This is a genomic window from Paenibacillus sp. Y951, assembly GCF_056786395.1.
Genome location: NZ_JBXCIY010000004.1, coordinates 287,972 through 311,956 on the forward strand (window position 1 = coordinate 287,972; position 23,985 = coordinate 311,956).

A 23,985-nucleotide genomic window follows, 5' to 3' on the forward strand; every position below is an offset into this window, starting at 1 on the left:
TATAGATTATTGTACTTGTTGTTCAAATAGCTTTTGAATGTTAGTTAGGCTTTTTTCAAGATCTGAACCGTTAAGAATGTTCGGAAGCTCGTTTTTCAAAGCATCTTTAGCTTCTTGAGTGTACATTCCTAAAGTAATACCAGGAACTTGTGTAGACCATGCTGTGAAATCAGAATAGATTGCTTGGTTACCGAAGAACTCAGAAGTCGTTTGGTAAGCTTCACTAGAGAATGAAGGGATATAAGAACCAACACCACCAGCTTCAGTTAAGAAACGTTCGTAGAATTCACTGCTACCACCAATTGTTGCGCCAAGGAATTGCTTAGCAAGATCTTTGTTTGCTGATTTTTCAAGTACGAACCAGCTAGAACCGCCTTCGTTAGAAGCATTTACGCCACCTTCGATGTCAAGACGAGGAGTAGGCGCTACAGCCCAAAGACCATTTTGATCAGCTGCATCCATAATAGAAGCGATTTGCCATACACCAGATACTACAGTTGCAACGTCACCAGCGTTGAAGCTACCAACGAATTCACTCCAACCAGTTACAGGCTTAGCAATACCAGAATCAGCGATTGCTTTATATACGCGAAGTGTTTCAGTCATCACTGGGTTATTTACAAAGTTACCAGTGTTTTCTGGAGTAATATACCAGCTACCACCAGATTGAAGAAGCGTAGAAGTCCAAGCTTCATCGTTCGGGTTAATTGTAGACATGTATTTTCCTGTTTTTTCTTTTACAACTTTACCAATCTCAATATATTCATTCCATGTGATGTTTTCAAGATCTGCTGCAGAGTAACCAGCTTCAGCTAGAATATCTGTACGGTAGAACATACCCGTAACACCGATATCGAATGGAACACCGTAAACTTTTTCATCAATGGTTAACGCATCAACTTTATATTGAGAAAATTGAGTGAAGTCAACATCGTTTGTGAAATCTGTGAACGTTCCAGGGTAAGAATTAACATATTTTTGAATGTTAGGATCATTTACAAGAATAATGTCAGGAAGACCATTAGTAACACCAGCAGCTAAGTTAGTGTTTAATTTTTGCTCAAGGTCAGCTTTCGCCATATCGATTACTTCTAATTCAAATTCAGGATTTTCTTTTTTGAAAATTTCTTCTGCAATTTTTAGTGCTTTACCATTAAAGGAAGGATCCCATGCCCAAGCTACTACCTTTTGCTTGTCCGAAGTAGTGTTATTTGGTTCATTGTTGGAGCTACCACAAGCAGCTAGTAGACCAGTCATTAATGCTGTAAGAAGTAAAACTGTAAGTGCTTTCTTCAATTTTTACAACCCCTTGTCTATGTTTTGTGTGTACAAGCTAAGTTTATAAAAAATAAGACTAGCTGTATAATAAGTATTTTGTCTTAAGCTGGAACAATTTATAGATGATTAAGTATTAGTAAAGAGTTAGTAGTATAAATTTTGTATGCTAGTAAATTATTTAGAGTGCTTTTCGCGCGAAGATAGTGAATACTTGCTATAGTGACTTGTTATATGATAAAAAGGTGTAATTGAAGAAATGAAGGGGTGATAATGATGACATCCTATCGAGTAATGATCGTAGATGATGAAGCGATATTTAGGACGGGCTTAACCCATCTCCATGATTGGGGTAAGGAAGGGATAGAAGTTGTTGCGCAAGCAGCAAATGGAGTGGAAGCTTTAGAGTTAGTTGATAAAGTACATCCTCATGTTGTTATTACAGATATTATGATGCCGGTTATGGATGGTATCGATCTCGTGAAAAATTTGCGTAAACATCATCCAGCCATCAAAATTATTATTTTAAGCAGCTATAGTGAATTCGAGCTTGTGCGGGAAGTATTCAAGTATGGTGTCGACGACTATCTATTGAAGCCAAAGGTAACGGCAGAGGAATTAGTTACGATCATTCACAACTCCTGCGAGCCAAGTACGATGAAGCGTGAGCAGATTATTCCACTACTGAAAGAACCGGCCATTATAATTGGGCAGTGGTTTGAACAGGAGGATCAGCTTTCAGCAGAAGATAAGCAGCAGTTGAGTAGTTATTTACCGGGCAGTCAATTTACGATGCTTGTAACGAGTACGGCTGTGTTACAATCACTAACTAATAATAGTCAATATGAGCTTGAACAATTTATTTTGGATAAATGCTATGAGCAATTTCATGACGTTTCCTATGTGTCGATATTCACAAAGCACCATATTACGCTCATTATTAATTATGAGCCTGAGGAAGAATTGGATTTGAAATCATTAATGATTCAATTCGTGAAAAAGGTGCATGAACGTTATTCCGAGTTGAAATTTCTACATTCGAATACCGTTGCTTCGATTGATTTATTGAAAGAGAAATATATATTGCTGCAGGAGCTACTGAGTAAAGTCATCTATTTCAGCTCGCGTAGTATGATGCTAGAAAATGAAATTAAGCAAAATCAGGCGGAAGTAGCTTTTGAACATGAAGCCTTTGTTAATGCACTGAAATGGTTAACGTTCAGCCAAGCGAAAGAGCAGCTTGACCAATATTTTAACGAAGTGAAAAAGACACAAGCATTAGATGAGTATTCGTTGAAACGGTTTATCCAACATATTATTTATACGGTGATGAGTAATCTTGAACATCTGAAATTACCATTTACCGAGCAAAGTTCAGAAAAGCTTATATGGTTTAAAAAGATTGATCTAGCAACGACAATCGATGAACTTGAGCAAACGATGACGCTATTTATGGGGATGGTACAAGATCAGTTCAACGAACATAATGAGCATAATGAAGTGAATTTGCTTAATCAAATTATTGATTATATCCATGATAATTATGATCAAGATATTTCTTTATCTGAGTTGGCGGAAAAATTTCATATGAATTATAGTTATTTATCATGGTATTTCAAACATCGTACGAACGAGAATATGACGGCTTATATTAATAAATTGCGAATTGAGAAGGCAAAGGAATTACTGAAATATAATGAAGATACAATCTCACACATCAGTATGAAAATCGGTTTCTCTGAACATAATTATTTCTCCAAAGTGTTCAAGAAGTTTACAGGGATGACACCTGTAGAATACCGTAATACCCATTCTAAATAAAGGTGATTATATGCCAAGAAGAAACAGTATTTTTATGAAGTTTCTAGCGATTATGTTAGCGGCTACGTTAATTATTTCTGTCGTACTTACGTTAGCGACTTCGAGCATCTCGGAAAAACTCTTATTGAAGCAAATTACGCAAAATGCGTCAGTCAATATGACGCTTGTGCGCGATGAATTGCTTAAATATAACGAACAAATAGTCAATACGATGATCCGTATTAATAATAGTGATGCGTTTAAGCAATATTTGACGCAGCCAACAAAGTCAACGCTCGATCAACTGAATATTATTATCGATTTAGGCAGATATATTGATACGTATCAGGACTATCTTAGCCCCGACCAAACTCATTTTATCGTTGCAGGTATCGGTGAGAACAAAGATCGTAATTACTCAAGTAATGCATTGAAATGGGATCGTGTTCCTTCAAATATTATTGAGGATTATATGGTCCAAGAAGGCCTAGTGCAGCAAAGAATACTGTATCATGGTAGCCAAAATCTCTTTGCTGATTCGGTGCCATATGAGCGCTATATATTTGCAACGAAGCCGTTGATGGACACATTCCAAAGACAAATGTACGGCTACGCTATCGTTATTATGAATGAACAGACGATTTTTGAACGATACAGCCCCTATCTATCGGATGGTGCAGAAATTTCACTAGTAACTTCTGCTGGGAATGTGATGTCGAGTAGCGTGCGGGATACTACGAATGTGTATCGTCCAGAGTTGCTTGAATATGCGAAAATCGGCGGAGAGCGTGAGGATTATGGATTAATGACCAAGGGTGATTCGACTTATATTTCATTCTATATCCCTGAATTTGATGCTTATTTGCTACAAGAAATTGATGGGAATATCGCTTTTGCGCCATTGAAAAAGATTGCTTATCGTATTGCTGAAGTGGTTATAATTGTATTATTGCTAATTATTATATCGGTCTATTTGTTAACGCGTAAAATTACGAAGCCACTATATGAGCTTGTGGACACAATGCAAAATGCGAAGGTAGATTCCTTGCAGAGCCATCCGCTCCAGGAAAGTGTAAGCTACGAGATTAAAGTCGTAACGAAAACGTACAACCATCTAGTGAAGGAAATTGATCTCTATACGAATCGCTTAATAGTCGAACAGAATGAGCGTCGCAAGGCAGATCTTAGTGCATTGCAGATGCAAATTAATCCTCATTTCCTATATAATACGTTAACCTCGATTAAATATTTGGCGAAGATGAACCGAATTGATGATGTGGATCGGACGATTACGAGCTTAAGTACAATGCTACAAAATACGATTGGCTCGACGGAAGATATCGTAACCGTAGAGCATGAAATCGAAAATTTGAAGCATTATGTGTATATCAATAAGATTCGTTATGGCGAGCAAGTTGACGTACTGTTTGATATACGTCAAGATTGCATGGATTTGTATATTCCCAAATTAATTATTCAGCCCTTTGTTGAAAATGCGTTTTTCCACGCCTTCCCTAGTATGCGAAAAGGTACGATTCATATTTTCATTAGACAGCAGGCGGATCGTCTATTAATTGAAGTGCTAGATGATGGTGTTGGTGCCCAAGAAAACAAAGAGCGCATCAAGAAACGTTCCGTGTCTGGTATAGGCATTGATAATGTTCATCATCGGATCGGGTTGTTGTATGGATCGAAATACGGCGTTGAATTAGAAAGTGCAAGTGGCTATGGGACAGCGGTCAAGATTAGTTTACCAATCGTGCAAAACATTAGCGTCGAACAATAAATATTTTTAGTATATAATGATTGTTGTTATTACCTATTACAACGATTATTCGTAAATTAGAACTTATACAATGCGGAGGGAATTATGAATCCTAGAACAGAGCAATTTTCAATGCCGGCGGAGTGGACAAGCCACGAGCGCACATTTATTTCATGGCCGATTCAATCATCGATGGTATATCCTGAAACGTACGCTGACGTTTGTACAGCCTACGCTGAAATTATTATAGCAATGGCAGAATTCGAGCCTGTAACAGTTATTGTGAATGGTGCAGATGAAGCTGCAGTACAAGCTCAAGTAGGAAGCAATCATAATTTTGCAGTAGATTGCTTAGTTATTGAGCATAATGATGCTTGGTTACGTGATAATGGCCCAACTTTTGTTACAACAACGGACGGCAAGCTTGCTGGTGTCAACTGGGGCTTTAACGCATGGGGTGGCAAATATACACCTTGGGATCTTGATGATGCTGTAGCACCACAAATTATTGGGCATATTGGTGCAGCACAATTTGATGCTCCGCTTGTGATGGAGGGCGGCTCGATTCATGTTGACGGCGAAGGTACGTTGCTAACAACGGAAGAATGCTTGTTGAATGTGAATCGTAATGCTGATCTATCTCGTGAGCAAATCGTTGAGCTATTGAAGCAATATGTCAATATAGAAAAAGTTATTTGGTTGAAAAATGGATTAAGTGGCGATGAAACAGACGGTCATGTCGATAATATTGCTTGCTTCGCTGCGCCAGGGAAAGTCATTATGCAAGTTTGTTATGATCCAAGTGATGATAACTACGCGATTACTCAAGAAAACCTACAAATACTACGCGATACGGTAGATGCGCAAGGTCGTCAATTAGAAATTATTGAAATTGAGCAACCACCTGCTGTTTATTTGGAGGACTCTCGATTGACATTAAGTTATTTGAATTTCTATTTCGTAAATGGTGGTATTATTTTGCCTATATTCGGTGGTACTGCTGAAGAGACAGATCATAAAGCGATAGAAGTGCTAGCGGGATTATACCCAGAACGTCGAATTCGTACGGTCAATGGGATGGGGGTTGTGGGTGAGGGGGGTAACGTCCACTGCACAACTCAACAACAACCCCAAGTTCGCTAGTGATCACGATGATTATGCTGATGTAGCGTATTCGACGGCGAATATGTCCTCCATTGGAAGCCTGCGTGTGCTCACGTACACAATACGTACGCTGTGCTACTCGTTTCCACTGTAGGCCATCTTCTTGGTGCTGACTACCGAACACTCGGGGAAGGTTGAAGTTCTTTCTTGACCGCATGTGAGAACGCGCTGCGCTACTCGTTTTTGCTGAAGTGCATCTTCTTGGTGCTGACAAGCGACTAATTTGAGCATTTATTGAAAAGGTAGCTCAAATAATTGCTAGCGAACAATCGAGGAAGTTTTTTGATCGCATGTGAGAACGCTGCGCTGCTCACATGCTAGTGATTACATTCACTTCGTGAAGACTATCGTTAGCGAACAATCGAGGAGTATTTTTGGAAAATTAAGCGGTGGTGTAACTATAAATTTATTACAAAGGAGTTTTCGTTATGAGAAATGTGAAAGTTGCAGCTACGCAGATGAGCTGTGAGGCTACTCGCGAAGAGAATATTGCGAAGGCGGATCGTTTTGTGCGTGAAGCAGCGGCGCAAGGTGCGCAAATTATTTTACTGCAAGAATTATTTGAAACTTATTATTTCTGTCAGAAGGAAAAGGCGGATTATTACGCTTATGCAACGGAGCTAGCGAAAAATCCTGCAATCCTACATTTCCAACAAGTAGCGAAAGAGCTGCAAGTGGTATTGCCAATTAGCTATTACGAGAAGAAAAATAATGCTCGCTATAATTCTGTTGTCATTATTGATGCTGACGGAGAGATTCTTGGTCAATATCGTAAAAGTCATATTCCAGATGGTCCAGGCTATGAAGAGAAGTTTTATTTCAATCCGGGCGATACGGGATTTAAGGTATGGGATACGAAATATGCGAAGATTGGTGTCGGCATTTGCTGGGATCAATGGTACCCAGAAGCAGCGCGTTGTATGGCTTTGATGGGGGCAGAAATTCTATTCTACCCTACAGCGATTGGCTCTGAGCCGCAAGATGGCGACATTGATTCCAAGGATCACTGGCAAGTATGTATGCTTGGACATGCAGGCTCTAATCTAGTTCCTGTCGTAGCCTCCAATCGTGTCGGAGTGGAAAGTGATGAGGATTCCTCTATTACGTTCTATGGTGCTTCATTTATTGCAGGTCCGCAAGGAAATAAAGTAGCAGAAGCGGGTCGCTCTGAGGAAACGGTACTTGTGGCTGAATTTGATCTTGATCAAATTGAAACGATGCGTATTGAATGGGGCGTCTTCCGTGACCGTAGACCGGATCTATACAAGATTATCGGTACGTACGATGGAGAGCAAACTTTTTTGAAATAGCTATAATACAGTGAGCAGCCTCCGAGTGTTTATAACTACTCGAAGGCTGCTCATTTTTTGTTCGGCATGCGAAGAGGCACGCATCATCAGTTTCAGTTCGGCGTCTTAACTGCTGTGCTAGGAATGCAAACAAAGCAAAAATTTGCTCTAAATCACATAGCAACAAGGTTTCGAGGTCAAACAAAGCAAAAATTTGCTCTAAATCACATAGCAACAAGGTTTCGAGGTCAAACAAAGCAAAAATTTGCTCTAAATCACATAGCAACAAGGTTTCGAGGTTAAACAAAGCAAAAATTTGCTCTAAATCACATAGCAACAAGGCTGCCGGGCGGTCCTCACATTGAAATATAGTTGCAAACGATATGCGTAAACGAAAGGAGGTTAGATAAGTTTACAGTATGGCATACATGCTGTAGCGAGTGATGTACTACCTAGTTTAAGCGCGCACCATATTGAAATAACGGTAAATTTTCTGTTGTTTTTGTACATGTTTGCCTTTTGGGCTTTCGGAGAAGCCGAATTCAAAAAACTTTACATGACGAATACCGACGAAATTAAATAATGCTTTTCTCATTAATATTTTATGAGCATTATTCAACCATAATAGCGGATAGAAAGTTGGTCCCTTCATCGTTGAGATGCAAACGACCGATTTCCCTTTTAGCAGCCCTTTTGGCAATAATCCCAACGCATCGCGATAGGCAAACTCTGAAGTAAACAATTGATCAATATACCCTAGCAGCATTGCTGGAGGTCTCCCCCACCAAATCGGATATACCATTACAATTTTATCGGCCCATAATAGCTGCTCTCTATACTTTTCAAGCTGAGGATCTTTGTGCATATCTCTGCGGCGATGCTCGGTGTCAAAAAATAGGACAGGGTTAAAATTTTCTTCATAAAGATCTAGCACACGAATATTTTGAATGAGCTTATTTTCCTTAGCACCCTTCATAACGGCTTCGAATAGTGAATAATTATAGCTTTGATGATTAGGATGAGTATAGATAACGAGCATGTTCATCTGGATACATCTCCTTTAGTTATCAAATGATAATTAAAATGTAACATGCCGTTAAATTAGTTGTCAATTAATAATTGTTTTACGACAATTAATTTGCTATGTTGTCATAAGAGGTGATCCTATGGATAAGTACACATTATTTCAACAATTTATTCCTTTCATATCTTCGGTTCATCAAATTTCACATGATATGGCCAAAGATGTGAAGGCTGATCATATTACACCGGTTCAATATAAAATTATGGAGTATTTAGCGGTGAATCCGCCTGCATTGCTCAGTGATATTAGTGATTGCATGAAGATGTCGATGCCAAATACGAGCCGTGAGTTGAAAAAGCTCACAGAGCAGCAGCTTGTTCAAAAAATCGTTGATGTCAGCGACCGGCGTAAATATTATATCCATCTTACGCAGCAAGGAAAGATGATGATGAATGAAGCCTTTGCTCAAATATATACCCAATTTATTGCGAGGATTGAAGATCTTTCTGATGCAGAATTAATAGAGGTGGAGACTGCGCTTCATACGCTTCATTCTAAAGTTTTTTATACTCAATAATGGAGTGACAATGGAATATAATCATTAATAATAAACATGCAAAAAAAGAGATTTCTACGAGGGCTAATTCCCTCATAGAAATCTCTTGCTTCAATGCATCTAGCGAGATGCATTTCATTTACTAAAATGATTAGGCATCGATCGCAGCTTCGCTACCCTCTTCAGCTTTTTTCTTTTTTCCAGACCATGGCGTACCTAGTAAAGGAAGTGCCCAACGGTCAAGACCATACCAACCAGCGTTTTTCCATGCTAATACTAACCAAGTTGCTAGAATGAATAATACAGGGTTAGAGCTTACTGTTCCTGCTAATAGGAAGCTTACGTTCATTAGACCACCAAAGAATGCGGCAATACCAGTAAGTAAACCAACGATTAGACCAAGACCGATAAGAACTTCACCGAAAGCTACGAAATAAGAAAATACTTTTGCATTCGGAATGACAAAGTTTTCAATGAACGTAGCATACCAAGATGTTACGTCTTTACCTTCGGCTGCTTTAGCAAGTGCGCCGCCCATAAATCCTTTAATGGCAGCACCAGCGTTTTCTCCAACCCATGCATCATTATTAATTTTGCCCCAGCCTGCAGTAATCCAAGCATAACCAACGTAAAGGCGAACAGCCAGCCAAAACCAAGCCGCTTGTGTACTACTGAATAGAAAGCGAGATACTGGGTTTTCCGGTATGATAACAGCTTTACTCATTATAATCTCCTCCAAAAAAATGAATGTTATTGTTTTCTTAATAGCTTAAGTATAAAGGAGTAACCATTATAGTGGAAGTGACTTTTCTCACAATTGTGGAAAAAACATGGAAAAGAGGATATTAGGATAAGTGAAAAGTATAAGCGTATTTGTGGTATAATTTCTATATCATCATTCGGATGGAAGGTTAATATTATGGTTGAAACAAGTAAGAAGTATTGTATAAGCTGTGGTCAAGAGAAGCCGATTAGTGAATTTTTAAGGCGGACAGGTCGTCGTGAAAGTCAAAATAGTCGTCGCGGAACGTGTAAGCGCTGCAGACAAGCGGGAACTTCGATATCCACTCGTGGACAAGTTACCGAAACTTTATCGTGCTCAACTCCTCATAATACGGGAAGAGCCAAATGGACAAGAAAGAAAAGACAGCCTACCTCTTACCATCGGCAATCACCAAACAATGAAAATAGTATTGTTCGTGCTGATGATATTAGACCAACCGCACGCGGTGTTGTAAGGATGCGTGGGCGATCAGATACAGGTCGTAGATGGTATGAAGAGATCGATCCCCCGCAAGCTAAAGCACTTGTTAAGGAAGGTGCTGCGATTATTATTAATCCATACACGATTCGTATGGTCTATAGTAGTAAAGAGTTTCGACGATTTATTCTTATGCGAGATCATCATACTTGCCATTATTGTGGTGGAAGCGGAGATACGATTGATCATTTATTACCACGTGCCAAGGGTGGTTATACGACTCCTGCCAATTGCGTATGTGCATGTCTAACTTGCAATCAGCAAAAAGGAAATCTTACAACTGAGCAATTTATGAAATACTTATTTATGCAATCGCAAGATATTGTGGAAGGTTGACTCTACTAACATTTGTTGAAGAACAATGTAGTGTAGAGTCTTTTTTTATGGTGTAAACCATATCTATGTATTGATAATAATTATCAATATCGTTATAATTGAATGGATGGCTCACTTGTAGCTGGAAGTAATAATGAAGCAATAGATTATGCTTACGAAGTAACTTTTCATGGAAGAGAAGTGTATCGAGAAGTCCGTGAAAAGTTTTAGGAGGTGCACAGGTAGTGTTTGAGGGATCGACAAGAAAGAAGTCAGCTATGATTGGAATTGCAGGTATCGTACTGGTCCTCTCTGCACTTTTTGCTATTGGTATAGGTAGTGTAAGCGTTAATCCTATTGTTACTCTGCAAACCTTGCTTGGAAACGGTGACGATACTAGTTCCGTTATATTATGGGACATTCGTATGCCGCGAGTTATACTAGCATTAATTGTGGGAGCAAATCTAGCAATTTCAGGTGCACTTTTGCAAGCGGTTGTCCAGAATCCATTAGCAGATCCAGGAGTTACTGGCGTATCAAGTGGTGCGGCAACGGCAGCACTATTCATTATGCTCGTTATGCCACAATCAAGTTTCTTTGTTCCAGTAGCTGCTATTGGTGGCGGATTGATTGCTGCGGCTATGGTATATACTATGGCATGGCAACGTTCTATCGGCTTTCAGCCCGTAAGAATTATATTATCAGGAGTTGCAGTTAATGCGATATTTGGTGGGCTAATGGGTTTACTACAATTGCTTTATAGTGATCGTCTACCTGCTGCTGTTCAATGGATGAATGGTAGTTTGGCAGGAATCGATATGAGCGATGTATCGTTTATTTTACCTTATTCCATTGTAGGATGGATTGTTGCATTATTGTGTATACGCAAAATTAATATATTACGTCTTGGTGAACAGACAGCGCATAATTTGGGACAGAATATGAATCGCGTTCGGTTAATGTTATCGATACTAGCTGTATTTCTCGCAGCGATTTCCGTATCCATGGTAGGGTTAGTAGGATTTGTCGGTCTAGTCGTTCCCCATATATCGCGTATGCTTATCGGTTCAGACTTTAGATTTAGCTTACCATTTAGCATTTTGCTAGGTGCAATCATGCTCCTAATTGCCGACATGATCGGTCGTTCTTTGTTTGGAGCGATTCAGATTCCTGCTGGTATCGTTATGGCGATGATTGGCGGTCCATACTTCTTGTATCTTATGCGGAAGGGCGGTGCGTAGTCATGCTATCGATTAAAGATATTTCCATCAATTATTCGGATAAACAGATTATTAGAAATGTATCATTACAAGTGAACGATGGGGAAATTGTGTCCATTATTGGTCCCAATGGAACCGGCAAGTCGACCATTCTTAAAGCCATTTCCAAGCGAATTAACGTAGCGAGTGGCGAGATATCGTTCGATCATCAAGCATTAACAGATATGTCGATTAAAGATATATCCAAATTAATGTGTATGGTATCGCAATCGAATACAAGTCCACATGATATGACCGTAGGTGAGTTAGTTAGCTATGGACGTTTGCCCTATAAGAAATGGTATGAACGGATGACGGTAGAGGATGCTGAGATTGTACAGTGGGCGCTAGAGCAGACACATATGGCAGAGTATCGTAATCGGTTAGTTTATAAATTATCTGGAGGTGAGGCACAGCGAGCTTGGCTTGCAATGGCTTTAGCACAAAAGCCGCGGATGCTATTGCTGGATGAGCCGACAACCTATCTAGATATTGCACATCAGCTTGAAGTGCTTGAATTAGTGAAACGATTGAATTCCGAATTAGGAATTACGGTCGTTATGGTATTACATGATCTGAATCATGCCGCTTTGTATAGTGATCAAATTTGTGTGATCAACGATGGCGTAGTTAGAGCGTATGGTACGCCAAGTGAAATTATCACAACAGAATTAATTCGAGATGTATATGGCGTGGAAGCTGAAATTAATTTGAATAATGAGGTACCACGCATTCATATAATAAAAAAAGTAACGTGAGGAAGAGTGATGAAGAGATGATGAATATTAAACCGATGGATTTGAATGTGTTGAAGGAGAACTATCAGCAATTAGTAGGAGGAATGAAATCTATTTTTCTAGGAACAATCGATGCAGGAGGCAACCCGTTCTTATCTTATGCACCATTTGTTGAGCATGAAGGAAAAGTGTATGTCTACCTTAGTCGTATTGCTGAGCATTATCAAAACATGGAAAACAATGCAGCGGTTGACGTGATGTTAATTGCTGACGAATCTGCATCAAAAAACATATTTGCTCGTGAGCGTGCACGCTTTAAGGGGCAAGCTGCCAACGTTGGTAACGAAGGCTACGAAGCTGTATTCGAGAAGTTTTCGCAAAGATTTGGTGCTCCGACATTCAATATGCTACGTACACTTGATTTCTCACTATTCGAGCTTACACTAGCTAATGGTCGTTATGTTATTGGTTTTGGTCAAGCGTTTGATGTTGATTTTGCGGGCGAGCATTTCGATCATATTAACCGTGACGCACATGGTCTAGATGGAAAACCTGCAGGTAATTAATTTTTGGTTCGAGTACTAGACATCTATTATTATGGAAACCGCTGGAGGTAAAGATATATGAACACAGAAACAATTATCGCAATGTGGGAGTCCTTACAAGGTCGCTTCCACAAGATGGTCAAGGAATTGCCGCAAGAATCTCTTTCATTATCGATCGGACCTGCTTCAGTAGGTCATATGATCAGACATAGTGCTGAAGTTGAATTTGTCTATGCAGAATGGGTTTTCGGAGCGCCGAAGCCTGCTTACCTTGAATATCACACGCTACGAGGTCCAGGTAACTCAGCTGTCGAATTCAATAATGTAGATGAGCTAGTAGCTTTGCTTGAAGCTTCTAATGCAATGATTATTGCTGCTATGAAGGCTTTGCCAGAAGAAGATTGGAACAAAGAAGTGAACACGCCGCGTGGCATATTTTCTCCGCTAGATGCAATCTCGCAGCTGATGTACCATACGGGTATTCATGCTGGGCAGATTTCATTAATGCAAAAGCACGCACAATAAGAACTTATACATAATTGAATACAGGAGCGATCTAGGTTATCATTTTTCGGAAATGATAACCTAGATCGCTCTTTTTTATTATCTGGAAAATTAGCATCCGTATATGGGCGTAGTTAGAATGGTACATAAGTGTATTTGTCGTATTTGAAATGATCAATTTTCATTGTTTGGGCATAAAGTAAGTAAGGGAGGGAAGTCGGGTGGATAAGAAAAAAAATAATAACAGTGAACAAAATAGTGATGCAGAAGACAGATACATTGCGAAACTTGCATTTTGGGGTGGGGCACTTGCTACAATAGCTGATGGAATTGCCGCTGTTTCTGCGGGTTTGGCACTTCAACAATTTGATAAGAAAAAGAATCAAAGTTCCGATGATCAATCTGATTTAGAACAACAAATTGAACAAATGCAAAAGCAAATCGATCAACTAACATATAAAATAGAAAAGATGGAGCGAAAGAAAAGATGAACGCTCAAAAGAGAGATAATATTAACAGCGAACATTGTAATCCACTCTAATAATTTGGAGTGGATTTTTTATCTTATTTGCAGTTAGATAAACATAGATACCAATATAATGTGACACGAGATTCATTCACTTTAGTGTTAAGCTAGCGAAATAAGTAGCTGATCGAGCGCGTTACTAAGAAGTTATCATATGCTCGATGAATGAATTATAAAAAAACATTGCTCTTGTGAACGAAATGAACGTGTGGAAAGTCTAATACATATAGCGACCAAACGAAAGAATCGAGGTGATGACAATATGACGAATGATGAGCTTATGCTTGCGAAATATGCTATAGCAGGTAATGAAGCTGCTTTTGTTCAGTTAATGCAGCAATATGAACATCCGCTCTATAAGGTTGCCTATAGCTATATGCGTAACGAGCATGATGCGATCGAAGCGATGCAGGAGCATACTTATCGTAGCTATCGGAATATAAGCTCACTGAAGGAGCCGCAATATATTCGGACGTGGCTAACTAGAATACTAATTAATATTTGTCATGATATGTTACGCAAGCAGAAGCGGGAAATACCAAGTGATCTAGTAGTTGATCAATGCACGGAGCATTATGTGGACCATCGATCGGAGCAAAATACTGAAATAGAACTGTTAGATACACTGTCGAATTTAAATGATGAACAAAGAGAGCTTATTGTGATGAAATATATCGAGGATCGCACGAATACAGACATTGCTCAGTCATTAAATATTCCTGAAGGAACAGTGAAATCTAGATTGCATTATGCACTTCGTAAATTACGATTATTGTTCAAGGAGGAGGGGATATGATGGAGAAGGAAATCGTGAATCACTATGAACGTTATGCCGAAGCGCTTGATGACATTATTGTTCCTACAGAGCAGTTAGTAGAGGCTAGAATGAATGGAATGCATCAAGTGAAGCGGGAGCGTACTAGAGCAAAACAGCACATATGGATACGTAATACTAGTATCATAATGGGAATACTAATTATTTTCTTCACAAGTATACGGATCTCACCTGTAATTGCTAGTACAATAGCAAAAATACCTGGGATGGATCGAGTGGTCGATCTTATTACTTGGGATAAAGGTATTGAAGATATTATGGATCAGCAATATTATGAACCATTGAATATTAAAGTAACGAATAATGATTTTACGCTGACAGTAGATAGTGTTATTGCTGATGAAACGGGAATGATTATTTTCTATACATTAGATGCACCGTATGATATTTCACGACTGAATACTAATGAAGTGAATATATTGCAAAATGGGAAGAGGATGGAATATGCTGGTATCAGTTATACAGGGATTAGTACAGAGCCAACAAATAGTGTAGAAGATAAAATAGTAATAGAAGCTCCTGATGGGATTAACTATGAAAATGTTAATTTCACCTTAGAGGTAGAGTTAAGCGATGAGCATAATACAAAGTTCGCTATTCCGTTTACGCTGCAGCAGCCTGTTGCTGTTACGAAGCATTATGAATTGAACAAAGAGTTTATTATTGATGGACAGCGATTAACGGTAAGATCGCTAAGTATTTCACCACTACGTGCACGTGTAAAGCTTGCTGTTGATGAGCGTAATACGATGCAAATACTAAGAATTCAAGATGTTAAGCTAGTTGATGAGCATGAAGAAGAGTGGGGTGGAATCCCTAATGGCATTTCTAGCTGGGGAGATATACGAGATGGAGAAGTTGGGTATATGATCCAAAGTAACTTCTTCCGTGAGCCAGATCAATTAACTTTGCAATTAGAAGGTATAGAAGCGTTACCTAAAGGTCAGGATTATATCGAAGTGGATTTTGACCGTAATGAGTTATTGTATATACCTGAGGAGCTTGTTGTCGAACTAGAAATTATGAATCACCGTTCATTGCGCTCGAAAATATTTATTGATAGAGACTCATCGAGTTCTAATGTATTAGGGAAAGGTGGGATTGATGCAGAAGGGAATCCAGTTTATACGGATTCAGCAAATAGTAAATACATGGAGGATTATATAGAATCTGTAGACAATTATGATTTGAGTGAGGTCGTCAATCCTGTTCGAATTTATGTTAATTCCTATCCATCATACCTTGATGGTAGTGTGGAAATAGCCATTCCCCTTCAATAGTTGAAGGGGTTATCACTTGACCTTAACTTACTACTTGTATTGTCGTGATTATTTTGGGAAAATGAATACTCCCGCCACTTACCAAAGCTGTCGCTTCGACTGAAGTGGAGGGTTTCTGATGTATTATCCCATTTATTTCAGGATGGTTAACACCAGTGGAGTTGACACGTTGATGGTCTGGTTACCATCCAACCCCTCTATCCCATTCGCTCCTTTGACAGATACATTTGGGAATACTTTTCGCATAATATTGGCGGCACCGTTGACATCTGCATGAATCAAACCCTTCGTGTTCTGATACAGACCGCGATACATCCGTTTACCTGAGAAGATCCATGTCCCTTCTTCGCTATAACTCGGTAACGGATCTTGATCTACAAAGCTGGCTTTCGAGGTATACGCCTCTTCGGTCAGGATCACGATGATTCCCTGTTCCGTTGCCTTATACTCGATCATCTTGATGAGCATGTGATGGGGAATATGATGGAAGGACTGATTGTTTCGCCGTCCGATTCCGGATGCTTGTTTCCATCCATCGTTATGTCCAATGACGATCGTACCGATGTTCTGCTCTACTGCCAACATAACGATGTGATGACTTGCCTTGTGGAACAAGTCTTTGATCCTCCGATGGCGCTTCAAATGGAGCCGTTCTAATCGCCTGGATGTATGCACTCCCTCGCGAGGTTCCTTGCCCTGACGAAGAATGCTGGTATAATGCGCTTTCATCTTGTTGTAATACTGATTGATCGCTTTCACGATCTTGCCCTTCACGAGGATCGGTTTCTCTCCGGTCGTCGTGACGATGGTTGCAAGATTGGCGACGCCAAGATCAATAGCCAGCACGTGTTCTGCTATGGCTTCCTTCTGTTCAAGCGGATAAGCGAAGATCAATTCAACGACGTATTGCCCATAGCGTGGGATGACACGTACTTGCTTCAGTTGTCCGTCGGTACAACCTAGCTTGCCGATGTTCAGTTGCAGCTTGCTCTTTGGAAATTTGAGGAATTTTCGTTCTTTGATCACACAGTCTTGATTGGTGAACGACACTTCCTTTACTCTATTGCGTGCGTATCCCGGAATATTGGGCTTGCTATTGTACTTCTCAGGATGCTGGCGGTAATCCTTGATACTGGCAAAAAAAGAATGCCAATTTTGGAACACCGTCTTCATGATTCCCTGACTGCACTGCGTCGGGAGTGCTCGATAATCGAGTTGATTCATCACTTTGAATAATGCGTCCAAGAAGTTATAATGAACAAAGGGACTATCTTTCGAGGGTAGCTTGAACGGATGAGAACGATTAGCTTCACTTCGTCGTTCATTCATAAGATCAATATGTGATGCCAGCGTATCTAGAACTTCCTGTTGCAAAGGCTGGAGAGGCTCAATCTTCCCAAATGCGGTAATGATCTGTCGGATGTAAAAGTTGGTCGTGTTATATAGGTTCTTAGCGTCCTGGCATGCTTGATCGAGGTACGGAAACAAGCGATGACCCGGCTTAATCCACACTTGATGGGTTCTGTACATTGACTTTGAATCTGACAAAACTTCACCCCTTCCAGTTATCAGTGCGAATGTATGTTCTCATCCCATTATACCTTTTTGGATATAGGAAGGGAAGAATATTTTGCGGGATTATTCAGGGGATCGCCGATTCACCTCGCCATATATAGAAGTGGGAGTCCACTCGGCGAAAAAAGATAGAGGAATCTATCATAACAGCACGAGCAGTAACATATTGCCGCATAGATCATGTGATAAGTGAAAAGAGGATATAGTGAGATGAAAGAATCAATATATGGATTAACATTTGAGCAATTAGTGGAGTGGTTAGAAGAGCGTGGTCAGAAGCGTTCTCGTGCACTTCATGTATGGCGTGCAATGTATCGTAATCGCGTCCGTTCATTTGCAGAAATGTCTGAGGTAAATAGTGCGACAGTAGAGCTTCTAGAGAAGCATTTTATTCTAGAAACATTAACTGAGCATACACGTCAGCAATCACAGGACGGTACGGTAAAGTTTCTATTCCAGCTTGCTGATGGCAATCTAATCGAGACGGTGCTTATGCGCCATAAGTTCGGCCTATCTGTTTGTGTTACGACACAAGTGGGCTGTAATATCGGTTGTAGCTTCTGTGCGAGTGGATTAATTGCGAAAAGCCGTGATCTAACAAGCGCTGAGATTACCGAGCAAATTATGCAGGTACAATTTTTCTTAGACGGTCATAACAAAAACGAAAAAGTAAGTCATATCGTTGTGATGGGTATTGGTGAACCATTCGATAACTTTGTGCATATGTCTAATTTTATCCGTACAGTGAAGGATCATAATGGTCTTGCGATTGGTCCGCGTCATATTACGGTATCGACGAGTGGAATTGTTAATATGTTCAAACCATTCACCGATAGTGATCTTGGTGTTAACTTAGCCATTTCTCTACATGCGCCGAACAATGAGCTTCGCTCACGCATTATGAAGATCAATAAAGCTTATCCGCTAGAGAAGCTAATGCCTGCGATTGATTATTACTTGAATAACTCTAATCGTCGTGCAACGATTGAATATATATTGTTGAAGCATGTCAATGATCAGCCGGAGCATGCGCTTGAGCTTGCTGAATTAATGATGCCACGTAAAGACCTCGTGAACGTCAACTTAATTCCGTACAACCCGGTAGATGAGCATAGCCAGTATCAGCGAAGTGAGCAAGAAGATATACGTGCTTTCTATGATGTGTTGAAAAAGCAAGGGATTAGCGTAAGTGTGCGTCTGGAGCATGGTGCTGATATCGATGCAGCATGTGGACAATTACGCAGTAAACAGCTAGATAAAGCATCGAATAATTAATGGTGGAATAACTTAATAGGCTCTCTTGAAAGCAAGTAACTTTCAAGAGAGCCTATTTATTATATAGAAGTATGGTTATCCCAAAGTGAGTTCAGTTGTGATAAACAGTGCAAAATGTTTCGTTAATGAGCTCAATGGGGAGCCAAAAATCTAAAATAACGAAAAAAGTTTCGTTAATGCGCACTCCGTGCTCTAATTAGCATGAAATAATGAAAAAAGTTTCGTTAATGCGCACTCCGTGCTCTAATTAGCATGAAATAATGAAAAAAGTTTCGTTAATGCGCACTCCGTGCTCTAATTAGCATGAAATAACGAAAAAAGTTTCGTTAATGCACACTCCGTGCTCTAATTAGCATGAAATAGCGAAAAAAGTTTCGTTAATGCACACTCCGTGCTCTAATTAGCATGAAATAGCGAAAAAAGTTTCGTTATTTGCAACTGTGTCGGTAGAGGCACTATTAAATTCTCTATTACAATACAAGCAACCCCATGTTTTTCTTCGCTTTTGTCAGTGTATCATTTGCTACAGCAGCGGCACGCTCTGCACCATCACGAAGAATAGCATCTAGCTCAGAGGAGTTGACGATATCATGGAACTTTTGTTGAATCGGCTCAAGCTTAGCAATGACAACTTCAGCAATTTCCTTTTTAAAATTACCATAGCCTTGACCTTCGAAATGTTTCTCAACCGCTGGAATATCCATATCAGCGAATACAGAATAAATTTCGATCAGATTACTAACAGCAGGCTTATTCTCCCAGTCATAACGTATAGACATATCGGAATCTGTTACAGCTCGCGAGAATTTTTTGCGGATAACAGCAGGCTCATCCAGCATTAGAATATAGCTGCTTATATTGGGATTAGATTTGCTCATTTTGCTCGATGGATCATCAAGTCCCATAATACGAGCGCCAGTTTCTTGAATAATTGGCTCAGGTACTTTAAACGTCTCACCATAGCGATTGTTAAAGCGATTAGCTAAGTCACGAGTAAGCTCAACATGCTGCTTCTGGTCATCACCTACAGGAACATGTGTCGCTTGATATAGTAAAATATCGGCAGCCATTAATGCAGGGTAAGTGAATAGTGCGGAGCTTACTACATCTTTACCATCGGATTTGTCTTTGAATTGCGTCATACGACTTAGCTCGCCGAAATGTGCCTGTGTTTCCATAATCCAACCTAGCTCAGCATGGGCAGAAACTTGTGATTGTAGAAAGATTGCTGAACGTTTCGGATCAATGCCAGCAGCGACATATAGAGCAGCCAATTCACGTGAACGTTGATGAAGCTCCTTCGGATCTTGATATACGGTTAACGCATGTAGATCAGGGATGAAATAGAAGCATTCAAATAGCTCCTGATTACGCACAAATTGACTTAATGCTCCTGAGTACCCACCAATATTAAGTTCTCCACTTGGTTTAATGCCTGATAGTATACGTTTCATGTACGAACACCTTACTTTCTTTTAATTTAAATACAAAAAAGCTCCGCCCCTAAAAACATAAGGGACGAAGCATTATACTCCGCGGTACCACCCAAATTCGATTATTCAATCGCACTTGATCGCTCAATAACGGTGAGCTCCGTCAATGCCTACTAATGACAGTTATTGCATTGGCAATATACATGAACATGTTCAGGTTGAGGCGAAAAGACCCATTCATCTACAGGCATGTGCCGAACTTCTCACCAGTTATCGGCTCGCTTATGACATGCATCATTAGACTACTATTTCTCTTCATTGCTGTTTCCTATATAATTGTTAATAGCATACTTATTAATGAGAAATTAGTCAAGTTAGCAAATTGGGGAGATTGACATCATATCATCAACATGTTATCTTAATATTAAGATAAAAGAAAAAGGGGCATAACGATGAGCGAAACAAAGCGTTATGAACAAGTGGAAGATGCATTAGAATTATATATTGCATTATCGCGTGCCAACCAATGGGTAAGCTCACATGGAGATCGGGATATTCGTGCGCATGGCTTGAATCGTACAGAATTTGGCGTACTTGAATTACTATATCATAAAGGGCCGCAGCCATTACAACAAATTGGCAATAAGGTGCTAATGAGTAGCGGTAATATTACGTATGTAATTGACAAATTAGAAAAAAAACAGCTCGTAAGACGGAGAGTGTCTACGGAAGACCGTCGCTTAATCTATGCTGAAGTAACGGATGCTGGTTCGGAGTTTATAGAGCGGGTATTTCCTACTCATGGCTGTGTGATCCGTGACGCTGTGGCCGGTCTTACGCTAGAGGAGCAGCATCAAGCAACGATACTACTGAAGAAGCTTGGAAAGTTTGCAGAAGAAAGCTATAAGGGCTAGCAGCCCTAGAAGCTCTAGGTAGCTTTCTATCATATATCTTAATGCTGAGATAGTACGGTGATGATTAAGCTTGTTATTTAATTCGATTATTGAATTACACCTTTAGAATGTAATCAGCAATTTAAAGGGACAATGAATGTAACCATATGAATTGGAGGGAATTAATGATGAAACATATTTATGAAGCGGGAAAAACGCAGGATGGCCAAGTGCTATTACTATTGCATGGTACTGGTGGCAATGAGAATGATCTAATACCTCTGGCACGCCTTGTTGATCCGGATGCGGCAATTTTAAGTGTGAAAGGTAATATTGAGGAAAATGGAATGCCACGTTTCTTCCGCAGACTTGCTGAGGGAGTATTTGATGAGGCAGATTTGATCTTCCGTACACAGGAGCTTAAGCAGTTCGTGGACGATGCGGCTATCCAATATGGATTTAATCGTAATAAAGTTGTTGCACTAGGATATTCTAATGGTGCTAATATTGCTGCAAGTCTGCTATTCCATTATGCAGATGCACTTCAAGGAGCGATGATGCATCATCCAATGGTGCCGCTTCGCAATATCACGCTACCACAGTTAAGTGGTGTCGGTTGCTTTATTGCAGCTGGAGAGAATGATCCCATCTGTACACCAGAAGAATCGAATGAGCTAGCGGCATTGTTACAAGGAGCTGGTGCAGATGTGCAAATGCATTGGGAGCGCAATGGTCACCGGTTAACGCGTACAGAAGTAGATGCTGCAAAAGTATGGTATGAAGAGCGATTCAAGTCGTAATGCTTCATTTCAACGGTCATATTTGTAGTGACCTTTGGAGTATCCTCTTCTTGCGATAAGATCAACCTTTCTGAAATGTTAGACCTAGCAAAGTAACACTAACACCAAAAAGTCTGCATAGACCATAAAATTATAGTCCATGCATCACGTAGCGATCAATGAAGCGGCCTAGTTGAATAATTAATTATTCAACTAGGCGCTCTCGAAAGCATGCCTACTCGTTTTGTAACATATGATGTGTTAACAAGGATTAGGATGTGATCGGGATGATATGTGCCGTTATTGGTGGTGGGCCAGCTGGATTGAATGCTGCGCTGTTGCTTGCTCGGTCTAGACATAAAGTATATCTTTTTGATAATGCAAAACCTCGTAATGCTGTCACTGAAGCGATGCATGGCTTTATAACGCGCGAAGGGACTTCACCCCTCAAATTTCGAAAATTAGCTCAGCAGGAGTTGGCGCAGTTTAAGCATGTGAAGCAATATCAGTCCACGATTACAGACATTAAGCGCGGCAATAATGGAACATTTACAATAACGACAGCTCAAGGTAAAAAGATCCAAGTAAATAAAGTATTACTTGCCACGGGATTACAGGAATCGTTACCGTCCATTCGCAACATTGCACACTACTATGGACGCTCCGTGTTCAGTTGTCCTTATTGTGATGGCTATGAGCTGCGAGATCGAGCACTAGCTATATTTACAGAGGCTAACAATGTCGTTTCTCTTGCATCTCTCCTGCAGCAGTGGAGTAAGCGTTTATTTGTATTTACGAACGGGAAATACAAACTAACGACTTCGGAGAAAGAACTGTTGAAGGCGATGAATATTGCGATCTATGAACAACCAATCGCTCAATTAGTTGGGCAAAAGGGGCAGCTACAAGGAGTATTACTGAAGGACGGCAGCAAAGTTAATTGTACGGGTGGATTTGTCTCTACATATTGGAGACATGCTGGAGCATTAGCTACTGAATTAGGCTGTAGGCTAACAGAACAAGGCGGAATTTGGCAGGATGGTAAAGGGAGAACGAGTATTCAAGGTGTTTATGTGGCAGGAGATATGGCCCATGTATCGCCTGCCCAAGCTGTAATTGCGGCAGGTGATGGTGTGAAGGCTGCCATAAGTATGAATCAGGATGCAGCTCAGCAGCGCTTAACGAAAGTTCAGGCGATCATTCGGCATCAATAAACACAAATAAGGCATTTCCATGTTAACCAGGAGATAAGCTACACCTGATAAGCATGAAAATGCCTTGTTATTTTAACGCTTATCTATTCACGATAATCTTCTACTAGTAATTCAAGCCCGCCTGTCTCAGGGTCCATAATAAAGCCGTGTACAGGAACACTCTTCGGAAATAATGGATGATTGCGAATCATTTTGACGCTATGCATGACACCGTGCTCAGGGGCTGTAAAGCCACGTAGAAACTTCTCCATACGAATACCTGAACGTTCCAGCGTTTCGATAACTAACGGATCGACTCCACCTTGTTCGACCATTTTATTAACTAGGCCATTACTATCAAGGTTTGTCATACCGCAACCATGGTGTCCGATAACGACTACTTCCTCTGCATTTAATTCGTATATAGCAACTAGAATGCTACGCATTGCTGAACCGAAGGGCTGAGTTAATACTGCACCAGCATTTTTTATGAATTTGGCATCGCCATTGCGAAGGTTTAATGCTTTTGGCAATAGCTCCATTAGTCTTGTATCCATACAAGTTAAAATCGCAATTTTTTTCTCAGGGTACTTGTCTGTTAAATATTTTTCATACTCTTTGTCTGCTACGAATGACTTATTAAATTCCATTAAATTTTTCACGATACTCATCTGTATTCCTCCTAAAACTGTTCATGCTCTT

The 23,985-nt window shown here is 40.0% G+C and carries 23 protein-coding genes and 1 other annotated feature; of the genes, 17 read left to right on the top strand and 6 right to left on the bottom strand.

Annotated elements, in window-relative coordinates; all coding sequences use genetic code 11:
- Positions 1–6 precede the first annotated feature (6 nt).
- Entirely contained in the window at positions 7–1,296 is a 1,290-nt protein-coding gene (locus tag AC1TPB_RS08135) for an ABC transporter substrate-binding protein (RefSeq protein WP_482076017.1), read from the bottom strand.
- A gap of 252 nt (positions 1,297–1,548) precedes the next feature.
- Between AC1TPB_RS08135 and AC1TPB_RS08140 the strand changes: the two genes are divergently transcribed.
- The 4 genes from AC1TPB_RS08140 (at position 1,549) to aguB (ending at position 7,314) form a co-directional block, all read left to right on the top strand.
- Positions 1,549–3,096 carry a response regulator transcription factor gene (locus AC1TPB_RS08140; RefSeq protein WP_482076018.1) on the top strand — a complete coding sequence of 516 codons (1,548 nt, stop codon included), beginning with the start codon at positions 1,549–1,551 and terminating at the stop codon, positions 3,094–3,096.
- Positions 3,097–3,106: 10 nt separating this feature from the next.
- Complete coding sequence (locus AC1TPB_RS08145) at positions 3,107–4,861, top strand: sensor histidine kinase (protein ID WP_482076019.1); 1,755 nt, start codon at positions 3,107–3,109, stop codon at positions 4,859–4,861.
- A gap of 84 nt (positions 4,862–4,945) precedes the next feature.
- On the top strand, positions 4,946–5,983 hold the full coding sequence (locus AC1TPB_RS08150; RefSeq protein WP_482076020.1) for an agmatine deiminase family protein: 1,038 nt from the start codon (positions 4,946–4,948) through the stop codon (positions 5,981–5,983).
- A gap of 449 nt (positions 5,984–6,432) precedes the next feature.
- Complete coding sequence (gene aguB, locus AC1TPB_RS08155; protein WP_482076021.1) at positions 6,433–7,314, top strand: N-carbamoylputrescine amidase; 882 nt, start codon at positions 6,433–6,435, stop codon at positions 7,312–7,314.
- A gap of 436 nt (positions 7,315–7,750) precedes the next feature.
- Here aguB and AC1TPB_RS08160 read toward each other — a convergent pair whose 3' ends face one another.
- On the bottom strand, positions 7,751–8,338 hold the full coding sequence (locus tag AC1TPB_RS08160) for an NAD(P)H-dependent oxidoreductase (protein ID WP_482076022.1): 588 nt from the start codon (positions 8,336–8,338) through the stop codon (positions 7,751–7,753).
- A 121-nt stretch (positions 8,339–8,459) separates the two neighbouring features.
- Here AC1TPB_RS08160 and AC1TPB_RS08165 point away from each other — a divergent pair, with 121 nt between their 5' ends.
- Positions 8,460–8,894 carry a MarR family winged helix-turn-helix transcriptional regulator gene (locus tag AC1TPB_RS08165; RefSeq protein WP_482076023.1) on the top strand — a complete coding sequence of 145 codons (435 nt, stop codon included), beginning with the start codon at positions 8,460–8,462 and terminating at the stop codon, positions 8,892–8,894.
- Between the two features lie 130 nt (positions 8,895–9,024).
- On the opposite strand, the gene AC1TPB_RS08170 is transcribed toward AC1TPB_RS08165, so the two are convergent.
- Positions 9,025–9,597 (bottom strand): DoxX family protein, encoded by a 573-nt coding sequence (locus AC1TPB_RS08170; protein WP_482063720.1) that lies wholly within the window; start codon positions 9,595–9,597, stop codon positions 9,025–9,027.
- A gap of 195 nt (positions 9,598–9,792) precedes the next feature.
- On the opposite strand from AC1TPB_RS08170, the gene AC1TPB_RS08175 reads away from it, so the two are divergent.
- The 8 genes from AC1TPB_RS08175 (at position 9,793) to AC1TPB_RS08210 (ending at position 16,135) form a co-directional block, all read left to right on the top strand.
- Positions 9,793–10,470, top strand: a complete 678-nt coding sequence (locus AC1TPB_RS08175) for an HNH endonuclease (protein ID WP_482076024.1) — start codon at positions 9,793–9,795, stop codon at positions 10,468–10,470.
- A 224-nt stretch (positions 10,471–10,694) separates the two neighbouring features.
- On the top strand, positions 10,695–11,690 hold the full coding sequence (locus tag AC1TPB_RS08180; protein ID WP_482063718.1) for a FecCD family ABC transporter permease: 996 nt from the start codon (positions 10,695–10,697) through the stop codon (positions 11,688–11,690).
- A 2-nt stretch (positions 11,691–11,692) separates the two neighbouring features.
- Positions 11,693–12,466 carry an ABC transporter ATP-binding protein gene (locus AC1TPB_RS08185; RefSeq protein ID WP_482076025.1) on the top strand — a complete coding sequence of 258 codons (774 nt, stop codon included), beginning with the start codon at positions 11,693–11,695 and terminating at the stop codon, positions 12,464–12,466.
- Between the two features lie 17 nt (positions 12,467–12,483).
- Entirely contained in the window at positions 12,484–13,011 is a 528-nt protein-coding gene (locus AC1TPB_RS08190; protein WP_482076026.1) for a HugZ family pyridoxamine 5'-phosphate oxidase, read from the top strand.
- Between the two features lie 57 nt (positions 13,012–13,068).
- Complete coding sequence (locus AC1TPB_RS08195; RefSeq protein WP_482076027.1) at positions 13,069–13,515, top strand: DinB family protein; 447 nt, start codon at positions 13,069–13,071, stop codon at positions 13,513–13,515.
- A 200-nt stretch (positions 13,516–13,715) separates the two neighbouring features.
- Entirely contained in the window at positions 13,716–13,985 is a 270-nt protein-coding gene (locus AC1TPB_RS08200; RefSeq protein WP_482076028.1) for a translation initiation factor 2, read from the top strand.
- Between the two features lie 297 nt (positions 13,986–14,282).
- Positions 14,283–14,816: a sigma-70 family RNA polymerase sigma factor gene (locus AC1TPB_RS08205; protein ID WP_482076029.1), complete on the top strand. Its 534-nt coding sequence runs from the start codon at positions 14,283–14,285 to the stop codon at positions 14,814–14,816.
- Positions 14,813–16,135, top strand: coding sequence for a DUF4179 domain-containing protein (locus AC1TPB_RS08210; RefSeq protein ID WP_482076030.1), 1,323 nt, complete (start codon positions 14,813–14,815; stop codon positions 16,133–16,135). Before AC1TPB_RS08205 ends, AC1TPB_RS08210 begins: the two co-directional genes overlap by 4 nt.
- A gap of 132 nt (positions 16,136–16,267) precedes the next feature.
- Here the strand turns inward: AC1TPB_RS08210 and AC1TPB_RS08215 are convergent, their stop codons facing one another.
- A complete protein-coding gene (locus AC1TPB_RS08215; protein WP_482076083.1) occupies positions 16,268–17,665 on the bottom strand; it encodes an RNA-guided endonuclease InsQ/TnpB family protein in 1,398 nt (465 codons plus the stop codon).
- A 255-nt stretch (positions 17,666–17,920) separates the two neighbouring features.
- Here AC1TPB_RS08215 and rlmN point away from each other — a divergent pair, with 255 nt between their 5' ends.
- Positions 17,921–18,985 carry a dual-specificity RNA methyltransferase RlmN gene (gene rlmN / locus AC1TPB_RS08220; protein ID WP_482076031.1) on the top strand — a complete coding sequence of 355 codons (1,065 nt, stop codon included), beginning with the start codon at positions 17,921–17,923 and terminating at the stop codon, positions 18,983–18,985.
- Positions 18,986–19,455: 470 nt separating this feature from the next.
- On the opposite strand, the gene trpS is transcribed toward rlmN, so the two are convergent.
- Positions 19,456–20,439 carry a tryptophan--tRNA ligase gene (gene trpS, locus AC1TPB_RS08225; protein WP_482076032.1) on the bottom strand — a complete coding sequence of 328 codons (984 nt, stop codon included), beginning with the start codon at positions 20,437–20,439 and terminating at the stop codon, positions 19,456–19,458.
- A 57-nt stretch (positions 20,440–20,496) separates the two neighbouring features.
- Positions 20,497–20,746 (bottom strand) — a binding site (T-box leader).
- Between the two features lie 124 nt (positions 20,747–20,870).
- Here trpS and AC1TPB_RS08230 point away from each other — a divergent pair.
- From AC1TPB_RS08230 to AC1TPB_RS08240, 3 genes are all read left to right on the top strand, one after another.
- Entirely contained in the window at positions 20,871–21,332 is a 462-nt protein-coding gene (locus AC1TPB_RS08230) for a MarR family winged helix-turn-helix transcriptional regulator (protein WP_482063709.1), read from the top strand.
- Between the two features lie 167 nt (positions 21,333–21,499).
- Positions 21,500–22,111 carry an alpha/beta hydrolase gene (locus tag AC1TPB_RS08235; protein WP_482076084.1) on the top strand — a complete coding sequence of 204 codons (612 nt, stop codon included), beginning with the start codon at positions 21,500–21,502 and terminating at the stop codon, positions 22,109–22,111.
- Positions 22,112–22,377: 266 nt separating this feature from the next.
- On the top strand, positions 22,378–23,304 hold the full coding sequence (locus AC1TPB_RS08240; protein ID WP_482076033.1) for an NAD(P)/FAD-dependent oxidoreductase: 927 nt from the start codon (positions 22,378–22,380) through the stop codon (positions 23,302–23,304).
- An 83-nt stretch (positions 23,305–23,387) separates the two neighbouring features.
- Here the strand turns inward: AC1TPB_RS08240 and AC1TPB_RS08245 are convergent, their stop codons facing one another.
- Positions 23,388–23,954 carry a beta-class carbonic anhydrase gene (locus AC1TPB_RS08245; RefSeq protein ID WP_482076034.1) on the bottom strand — a complete coding sequence of 189 codons (567 nt, stop codon included), beginning with the start codon at positions 23,952–23,954 and terminating at the stop codon, positions 23,388–23,390.
- Positions 23,955–23,985 lie beyond the last annotated feature (31 nt).